Origin of the sequence: Streptomyces sp. NPDC016640, assembly GCF_043076215.1 — a bacterium.
GTDB lineage: Bacteria > Actinomycetota > Actinomycetes > Streptomycetales > Streptomycetaceae > Streptomyces.
Map to the genome: position 1 here is coordinate 284,997 of NZ_JBIBRG010000010.1, position 8,603 is coordinate 293,599.

Here is an 8,603-nt window from a genome sequence, read left to right on the forward strand (position 1 = left end):
GGCTCACCTCCTGGGGAGCAGCAAGGAACGGTGCCATTGATAGAAAGCCGGGAGTACGCGACGAAGGACGCGGAAGGCCGATATTCCACCGCGTACCGTGCCGATGCGGACGAGTTCGTGTTCCGGGGCGTCCACGACCACCCGTACGGCCGCAACCGGGCGCTCGCCCGCGCGGACGGCGCTCAGCAGCGTGGCCGCCGATTCCATGTCGGCCGCGATCGCGCCGGTCGCCAGCAGCGCGGGCCGTTCGTGACCGCGGACGACGTGGTCGGAGCCGGTGAGCGGCCCGGTGTGGACGGTACGCCCGGGCACCGCCCGCACCAGTTCCCTCACCAGCAGCTCGGTCCCGGCGCAGGGGACGCTCCCGCACGGGTCCCGGGTCTCCTCGGCGACGACCAGGTCGCCGGGGTGCATGCCCGGGGCGAGCCCCGCGCAGAAGCCCGTGGCCAGGACGGCCGCCTCCCGCAGGGCCGGTCCGGTGAGCGCCCGGGTGACCGAGCGCCCGGCCGCCACCGGCCCCATACCGGTGCGCAGCACGGTGACCGGCCCTCCCGGGGCAGCGTGCTGCCGGCCGCGCAGGGCGGACCGCTCGATGCCGAGGGCGCAGGCGATCAGCAGCGGGACCGGGGCGGGGCGGCCGCTCATCAGCTTCCCTTCGCCTCGGCGAGGGACGGGAACGCGGGGGCGTCCGCCGGCTCGGGGCCTGCCGCGGCCGCGACCCGCTGCTTGGCGAAGGGCTCCCCGTGCACGTACCGGCCGAGTGCGGTGAGCGGGAAGACCTGCCGGTAGAGGTGGTAGTTGATGGAGAAGTCCCAGGGGAAACCGGTGCCGGTGAAGTACGGCTCGTCCCAGGAGCCGTCCTCGCGCTGGGTGACCGCCAGCCACCGGATGCCGCGGGTGACGGCACCGGAGTCCCTCTCCCCCGCCGCCAGCAGCGCCATCAGCGCCCAGGCCGTCTGCGAGGCGGTCGAGGCGCCCCGGCCGCTCCACCGGGCGGCGCACTCGTAGGAGCGCGGGTCCTCGCCCCAGCCGCCGTCGCCGTTCTGCACCGACTCCAGCCAGGCCACGGCCCGCCGGATCGCCGGGTGCGAGGCGGGGATCCCGGCGGCGGTCAGCGCGGGCACGACGGAGCCGGTGCCGTACAGGTAGTTGACGCCCCAGCGCCCGAACCAGGAGCCGTCCGGCTCCTGTTCGGCGAGCAGCCACTGGATGCCGCGCCGGGTGCGCGGGTCGTGGGCGAGGCCCTCGACGGCGAGCATCTCCACGACGTGCGCGGTGACGTCGGCCGACGGCGGATCGATGACCTCGCCGAAGTCGCAGAACGGCAGCCGGTTGGGGAACGGGCTGGTGTTGTCGACGTCGAAGGCTCCCCACCCGCCGTTCCTCGACTGCATGCCGAGGTTCCAGCGCACCCCGCGCCCGATGGCGTTGTCCAGCCGCTCGGGGTCGTGGTGCTTGACCCGGCGCAGCGCGAGCACCACTTCGGCGGTGTCGTCGATGTCGGGGTAGTTGTCGTTGTGGAACTCGAACGCCCATCCCCCCGGCGGGAGATGGGGTCTGCGCACGGACCAGTCACCGGGCCGCACGATCTGCTCACCGAGCATCCAGTCTGCGGCCTTGACCAGTTGCGGATGGTCGGCGGGCAGGCCCGCGTCGGCCAGCGCGATGGTGGCGAGGCAGGTGTCCCACACCGGGGACTGGCAGGCCTCGATCATCCGGGCCCCGTCCTCGCGCCAGACGGCGAACCGGTCCAGCGACTCCAGGCCCGCGCGCATCACCGGGTGGTTCAGGTCGTAGCCGAGCAGATGCAGCGCGATGACCGAGTACACCGCCGGCGGCTGGATGCCGCCCCAGCAGCCGTCGTTCTCCTGCCGTTCGATGATCCACCGGGCGGCGGTGTTCACGGCCGCCCGGCGCAGGCGGCGCGGCACCGCCCCGCGCAGGGTGTGCAGGACCTTGTCCAGCCGCTGGAAGGCGCCGTCCCAACTGGCCGCGGGAGCGAGCGGCCTCGGCGGGTTGGGGCGGGCGGGGTCGGTGTGCAGCTCGTCCAGCGGGAACGGGGCGGGGCGGACCGGCCGCTCGGCGGAGACGATCGTCAGGGGGACGATGGTCTGCCGGGCCCAGCAGCCGAAGTCGTAGATGTTGAGCGGCGCCCAGGACGGGAACCAGATCAGCTCGGGCGGGAGTTCGGGCAGGTCCTCCCACTTCCACCAGCCGAACAGGGCCAGCCAGATCCGGGTGAACACCCGGGAGGCGGCGACCCCGCCCTGCTCGCGGATCCAGGCGGAGGCCTTCGCCATGTGCGGGTCCCCGGGCGCATCGCCGTCCAGCCGCAGCGCGACGTACGCCTCGATGGTGGCGGAGAGTTCGCCGGGTCCGCCGTGGAAGGTGGCCCAGGTGCCGTCCTCGCGCTGCCGGCCGCGGATGAACAGGGCGGCGGCGCGGGTGGTGTGCTCGTCGCGGACGCCGAGGAACTGACGCAGCAGCAGGTCCTCGGCGTCCATCGTGACGTTGGTCTCGAGGTCGCCCTTCCACCAGCCCTGGTCGTCCTGCCGGGACAGCAGGCAGTCGGCGGCGCGCCGCATGGCGCGGGCGGCGATGTCGGGAACCCCGGCCGCCCCCGGGATGTCGGTGTCGTTTTCGCTGGCCGCGGACACGCGGGGCGGCAGGGCCGCCCCGGTGCTTCCGTCGGTCGTCGCTGTCATGGCTTCCCCTTCGTGCAGTCCTGCGAGTGGTGTCTGCTGTGGGTCCGCCGTCGGCCGGTGCCGTTCTCCCCGCAACACCGGCCGGCGACTACGCGAGGGCTATTCGACCGATGGTGATCATCTCTTTCGTACGACGACGAAGTCCGCGAGCGCCGCGAACCGTGCCCGCACCTCGTCGGGCATGTCGACGGCGTCGAGGGCCTCGATGGCGATGGTGTGCTGACGGCGTGCCTCTTCGGCGGTCCACTCGCGGCCGCCCGCCTCCTCGATCAGGGCGGCGCGGGCCGCGAACTCCTCCTCGGAGAAGTTCTCGGCGTCACTGCTCTTGGCGTCGGCGGCGAGGATCTCGCCGAGCCGCCGGGAGGCGGGTCCGCCCGCCGCGAGGGCGGCCACGACAGGCAGGGACTTCTTGCGCTGGCGCAGGTCGCTCCAGGTCTGCTTGCCGGTCGCCCCGGGGTCGCCCCAGATGCCGAGCAGGTCGTCGACGGCCTGGAAGGCGAGGCCGAGGTGGTAGCCGTACCTCTCCAGCGTGTCGGCGGTGCGGTCGTCCGCGCCGCCGAGCACCGCGCCGATGGAGCTGGCGCAGGCGAGCAGGGCGCCGGTCTTGTTGCCCTCCATCTCCAGGCACTCCTCGACGCTGACGCGGTCGCGGTGCTCGTAGGAGATGTCCTGGGCCTGGCCGTCGATGAGCGCGCGGCTCGCGGTGGTCAGCCGGCGGGTGGCGCGGCCCGCCTCGACGGTGCCGAGTTCCAGCAGCACCTCGTTGGCCAGGGCGAACAGGGCGTCGCCGACCAGGATGGCCTGGGCGGGGCCGTGCACCTTCCAGACGGTGTCGCGGTGCCGGCGCTGTTCGTCGCCGTCCATCAGGTCGTCGTGCAGCAGCGAGAAGTTGTGCACGAGCTCGACGGCGACCGCGCCGGGCACGCCGGTCTCCGGCGCGGCACCGGTGACCTCGGCGGACAGCACGGCGAGGGCGGGGCGCACGGCCTTGCCGCCGTCGCCGTCCGCGGGCCGGCCCTGGGCGTCGATCCAGCCGAAGTGGTAGGCGGCGACCGTGTCCATGGGAGGTGCCAGGCGGTCGACGGCCGCCCGCAGTACCGGAGTGGCCAGGGTGCGGCCGCGCTCCAGGAGCGCGGACACGTCCACCGCGGTCCGTCGAGCGGCCTGCGAGGCCGGGGGCACAGTGGGCACAGTCTCTCCTCTTGTTGCTTTGCCGGGGGTGCGGAGGTCCGCCGCGCCCTGCTGGTGGAGCGTCACGCCGCCTCCTCGATCGCGAAGAGGTGGCGGGGGCGGGGCCGGCCCAGGGCGCCCAGGGCGGCGTCCGCCGCGCCGACGCCGCTGCGGACCGCACTCTCCATGGTCGCGGGCCAGCCGGTGGCGGTCCACGCGCCGGCCAGGTACAGGCCGGGTGCCTTGGTGCGGGCGCCGGGCCTGAGCCGTCCGACGCCGGGGGCGGGAGCGAAGGTGGCGGAACGCTCCCGGGTGACGAAGAAGTCCTCCACGCGTGCCTCGCGCGCGGGCGGCAGCAGCCGCTCCAGTTCGGGCAGGTACCGCTCGCGCAGCGCGGCGACCGGCTCGTCGATCTCGTCCTGGGCGACCGACTGGGACAGCGCCAGGTACTGGCCCCGCCGCAGTCCCGAGGCCTCGGTGCGGTCGAAGACCCACTGCACGGGAGTGCCGAGGGCCGCGAAGAAGGGTCGCGCGAGCACCTTGCGGTCGTAGACGACGTGGACGTTGAGGATCGGCGCGGTGCCGATGCGGAGCAGTCGCTCGGGGGCGTCGAGCGCGCCCGTGGGCAGCAACGCGTACGCCTCGCGCTGCGGTACGGCGAGGACGACTGCGTCGGCCCGGACCGTCTCACCGGGGACCCGGACGCTCCACCCTCCGTCGCCGTTCGCGGAGACGGAGGTGACCCGTGTACGGATCTCGGTGCGCACCCCCGCGGAGTCGAGCGCCTCGCGGGCGAGCCGGTCGTGCAGTTCGCCCAGCGGCACCCGGGCCCAGCCGATGTCGGCCGCCGAGGGGTCCGACAGCAGACCGGTCTTGAACACCATCGCGGCGAGCGACAGCGACGCGTCGGCCGCGACCGCGTTGAGGGTGGCGACCCCGACCAGGTCCCACAGGGCCTCCACGGCGCGCGCCGACTGGCCGTGCGCGGTCAGCCAGCTGCCGAAGTCCTGGCCGTCCAGGGCCGGATCGGCGAGGTCGAGCCCTTTCAGCGCGAGCGCGGCCCGGCCCACCGCGGCCCGGTCGGCGAGCGAGAGGTGGGGATACGCGGCGAGGCTGCGCCCCAGGTGCAGGGGGACCGGCAGCGCGTCGCGCCGCAGCCTGCCCAGCCGGCGCCCCGCGGGGCGCCGGACGTCGAGCACGGGAACGTCGAGACGGTCCTGCACCGGTGCCAGCTCCGCTCCCCCGATCCGGTCGAGGAACCAGCGGTAGGCGGTGCAGCAACGCAGGTACACGTGCTGGCCGTTGTCGACGGTGAGGTCGCCGCGCCGGAAGGAGAAGGCGAGTCCGCCCAGGCGCGGCCGGCCTTCGAGCAGGGTGACCCCCACCCCGGCGTCGGCGAGGGCCAGCGCCGCGGTGACGCCGGCGAGTCCGCCGCCGACGACGACGGCGTGGCGTCCCGCTGGGACCGGGTCGTCCGCGAGCGGCCCCCCGGCCCGTGTGCCGTGGCTCATGGTGCGCCCTCCCCCGACCGGCCGCCGCGCCGCTCGGACCGTGTGCGGCCGGCCGTCTCCGTGGGGGACGCGGGCTCGCGGCGGAGGGTTGCCCGCCGCTTCCCGCCGGGGAGCGGGGTGTCCATCAGGCACGCCTCCTGACGGTCCGCCGGGCCACGTTGCGGGTGTCCAGTCCGGACAGGCCGCGCACCGCGACGTACGCCTTCTCCCGGCCGGGCAGGGAGACCCGGCCGCGCAGCACGGCCCCGGGGTCGCGCTCGATGCGGTCCAGGAGCCGGCGGTAGATGCCCGCCATGGCGGCGACGCAGGCGCCGCTGCGCCGGTCGAGCATGGGCAGCAGCCGGTAGCCCTCGGCGAAAAGGGCGCGGGCCCTGCGCACTTCGAAGTGCACGAGGCCCGCGAAGTCGGAGCCCTGCGGTGGGGCCGGCCCGTCGAACCCGGCCGAGCAGCCGAACTTGGCCAGGTCGTCGGCGGGCAGGTAGGTGCGCCCGCCCTCGGCGTCCTCGCGGACGTCCCTGAGGATGTTGGTGAGCTGCAGTGCGAGGCCGAGCGTGTCGGCGTACTCGGGTGCGCGCTCGGCACCGCGCGCGCCCTTCTCGGCGCCGAACACGCCGAGGGAGAGCCGCCCGATGGCGCCGGCGACACAGCGGCAGTAGACCTTGAGGTCGTCCCAGGTCTCGTACGTCTGGCCGCGGACGTCCATCTGGACGCCGTCGATGAGTTCGTCCAGGCCGCCGAGCGGGATCGGGAAGTGCTCGGCGGCGTGGGCGAGGGCGACCGCGACGGGGTCGGTGTCGTCCTCCTCGACCGCGCCCTCGCGGACGCGGGTGAGCAGCGCCCGGGTGTCCTCGAGCCGGGCGACCTTGACGTCGTCCGCCAGCGTGCCGTCGCCGATGTCGTCGACGCGCCGGGAGAACGCGTACAGCGCCGACATCGCGCGCCGCTTGGGCGCGGGCAGCAGACGGATGCCGTAGGCGAAGTTGCGCGCCTGCTGTCCGGTGACGGCCTCGCAGTAGCTGTACGCGGCGAGTACCGGCGCGGACGCGTCCGGTTGCGGCTCCACGGTCCGGATCACCCCTTTCCTCGCAGAGTCGCGCCCGCCTCGCGCAGCAACTGGAGTCTGCCGGGCTTGGGCGGGCCGGGAAGTACGTCGTATTCGGCGGCGGCGATCGCGTGGACGGCCGCCCGTCCCCCCGCCACGAAACCGGCGAGCAGCAGCCTGAGTCTGCCGCGGACGCTGCCCACGAGGGGGGCGCCCTCCGCCAGCAGGTCCCGGGCGCGCCGGGCCTGGAACGCGACGAGTGCGCGCACCGACGCGCCGGCGGTGGGGGCGGCGAGGTCCGCCTCCCGGACGCGGAAGCGCTTCATGTCCGCAGCGGGCAGGTAGACGCGGTCGCGGCCGAGGTCCTCGGTGACGTCCTGGAGGTGCTCGACGATCTGCAGGGCCGTGCAGACGGCGTCGGAGCGGCGGATCCGCTCCGGGGTGGCGGTCCCGGTCACGGCGAGGACCAGCCGGCCGACGGGGTTGGCCGACAGTTCGCAGTAGGCGAGCAGGTCGTCGTAGGTCTCGTACCGCTTGACGGTCTGGTCCTGGCGGTTGGCGGCGATCAGGCCGAGGAACGGCTCCGGGGTCAGTGCGTGGCGGTGGACGACGGGCCGCAGCCGGAGCAGCAGCGGATGGCGCGGCTCCGGGCCCACCGGATCGAACACCCGGCGCAGGTCGGTCTCGAAGGCGTCCAGCAGCACCAGCCGGTCCGCGGCCTCCTCGGCGGGGACTCCGAGGAGGCGGGCGTCGGCGCCGCCGGGGGCCAGATCGCCGTCGCCGATGTCGTCGACCAGACGGGCGAAGCCGTACACGGCCATGAGGTCGTCGCGCCAGGACCTGGGCAGGAAGAAGGGTGCCACGGGGAAGTTCTCGGCGGCGGCCTTGTCGAGCGTGGCGCGCTCGACGTCGACGGCACGCGCCGGGCCGGGGGGCGTCACCGCGGACTGCCCGGGGCGAGGACGGCACGCGCTGCGCCCAGCCGGGGAGTCTCCGTAGCCATTGCCGTCACGTCTCCCGTTCTACACTCATGACCCAATACACACCATTTCGGACACGCCGCCCAGACTCTCACCACACGGCACCGCTGGATGATGTCGGGCATTATGGTCCTGATTGCCGCCTTTCGGGACCGCCCCAGCTTACGTTGTACAACGCGGCGTGCACCGCCGGGGTCTCCCGCGCGGCACGACGACGCACCGTTCGGCGTCGGGGTTCCGTGCGGCGGCAGGAGTCGACGCTCCCTTTGCAGACGCCGGACCCCACCGGACAGTTCCGGCGGGGCCCTGGTCGCACCGGGTCACCTCCCCGTGAACTTGTCGTACTCCTTGAGCACCTCGTCGGTCGGCCCGTCCATGCGCAGCTCGCCCCGCTCCAGCCACAGCACGCGGTCGCAGGTGTCGCGGATGGACTTGTTGTTGTGGCTGACCAGGAAGACCGTGCCGGCCTCCTTGCGCAGCTCCCGGATACGGGCCTCGGACCGCTTCTGGAACTTGCGGTCGCCGGTGGCCAGCGCCTCGTCGATCATCAGTACGTCGTGGTCCTTGGCGGCGGCGATGGAGAAGCGCAGCCGGGCGGCCATGCCGGAGGAGTAGGTGCGCATCGGCAGGGTGATGAAGTCGCCCTTCTCGTTGATCCCGGAGAAGTCGACGATGTCCTGGTAGCGCTCCCGGATCTCCTCGCGGGACATGCCCATGGCGAGCCCGCCCAGCATGACGTTCCGTTCGCCCGTCAGGTCGTTCATCAGCGCGGCGTTGACGCCGAGCAGGGAGGGCTGGCCGTCGGTGTAGACCTTGCCCCGCTCGGCGGGCAGCAGCCCGGCGATGGCCCTCAGCAGGGTCGACTTGCCGGAGCCGTTGGAACCGATCAGGCCGATGGCCTCGCCGCGATAGGCGACGAAGGACACCCCGCGGACGGCGTGCACCGTGCGCACGCCCCGCTCGGCGTCGCCCTTCGCGCGCTTCAGTATGCGGCTCAGCGCCGCGGTGGCACTGCCCCTGCCGGTCCTCGCACCGTTGACGCGGTAGACGATGTGCAGGTCGTCCGCGATGACGGTGGGGACGCGCGGGCCCTTCGTCTCGTCAGCCACGGCCGTAGCTCTCCTCAGCCTTCCAGAAGTAGATGAAGCCGACCGCGCCGGCCAGCAGCGCCCAGCCCAGCGCGAACGCCCACACG

The 8,603-nt window shown here is 73.8% G+C and carries 8 protein-coding genes and 1 pseudogene; all 9 read right to left on the minus strand.

Features of this window, described 5'->3' with window-relative positions; translation table 11 throughout:
- Positions 1-3: 3 nt before the first annotated feature.
- Positions 4-645, minus strand: coding sequence for a 1-hydroxy-2-methyl-2-butenyl 4-diphosphate reductase (locus ACF07S_RS22150; RefSeq protein WP_391963471.1), 642 nt, complete (start codon positions 643-645; stop codon positions 4-6).
- The gene (shc, locus tag ACF07S_RS22155) at positions 645-2,705 is read right to left on the minus strand and encodes a squalene--hopene cyclase (protein WP_391974892.1); all 2,061 of its coding nucleotides are present in this window, start codon (positions 2,703-2,705) and stop codon (positions 645-647) included. Before shc ends, ACF07S_RS22150 begins: the two co-directional genes overlap by 1 nt.
- A 117-nt stretch (positions 2,706-2,822) precedes the next feature.
- Positions 2,823-3,887: a polyprenyl synthetase family protein gene (locus ACF07S_RS22160; protein ID WP_391963506.1), complete on the minus strand. Its 1,065-nt coding sequence runs from the start codon at positions 3,885-3,887 to the stop codon at positions 2,823-2,825.
- 71 nt (positions 3,888-3,958) lie between these two features.
- Positions 3,959-5,386: a hydroxysqualene dehydroxylase HpnE gene (gene hpnE, locus ACF07S_RS22165; RefSeq protein WP_391963473.1), complete on the minus strand. Its 1,428-nt coding sequence runs from the start codon at positions 5,384-5,386 to the stop codon at positions 3,959-3,961.
- Positions 5,383-5,511, minus strand: coding sequence for a DUF6380 family protein (locus tag ACF07S_RS22170; protein WP_391963474.1), 129 nt, complete (start codon positions 5,509-5,511; stop codon positions 5,383-5,385). Before ACF07S_RS22170 ends, hpnE begins: the two co-directional genes overlap by 4 nt.
- On the minus strand, positions 5,511-6,461 hold the full coding sequence (hpnD, locus tag ACF07S_RS22175) for a presqualene diphosphate synthase HpnD (protein ID WP_391963475.1): 951 nt from the start codon (positions 6,459-6,461) through the stop codon (positions 5,511-5,513). The genes ACF07S_RS22170 and hpnD overlap by 1 nt, the downstream gene beginning before the upstream one ends.
- Entirely contained in the window at positions 6,458-7,369 is a 912-nt protein-coding gene (hpnC, locus tag ACF07S_RS22180) for a squalene synthase HpnC (protein WP_391963476.1), read from the minus strand. Before hpnC ends, hpnD begins: the two co-directional genes overlap by 4 nt.
- A gap of 359 nt (positions 7,370-7,728) precedes the next feature.
- The gene (locus ACF07S_RS22185) at positions 7,729-8,517 is read right to left on the minus strand and encodes an ABC transporter ATP-binding protein (RefSeq protein WP_391963477.1); all 789 of its coding nucleotides are present in this window, start codon (positions 8,515-8,517) and stop codon (positions 7,729-7,731) included.
- Positions 8,510-8,603 (minus strand): annotated as a pseudogene (locus ACF07S_RS22190) (ABC transporter permease); the annotation flags it as partial. The pseudogene ACF07S_RS22190 and the gene ACF07S_RS22185, both read right to left, overlap by 8 nt.

Excerpts from the sequence above, each read along its gene's own strand:
- shc (WP_391974892.1), bottom strand. The coding sequence starts at position 2,705 with ATGACAGCGACGACCGACGGAAGCACCGGGGCGGCCCTGCCGCCCCGC.
- hpnE (WP_391963473.1), bottom strand. The coding sequence starts at position 5,386 with ATGAGCCACGGCACACGGGCCGGGGGGCCGCTCGCGGACGACCCGGTC.
- ACF07S_RS22150 (WP_391963471.1), bottom strand. The coding sequence starts at position 645 with ATGAGCGGCCGCCCCGCCCCGGTCCCGCTGCTGATCGCCTGCGCCCTC.
- ACF07S_RS22170 (WP_391963474.1), bottom strand. The coding sequence starts at position 5,511 with ATGGACACCCCGCTCCCCGGCGGGAAGCGGCGGGCAACCCTCCGCCGC.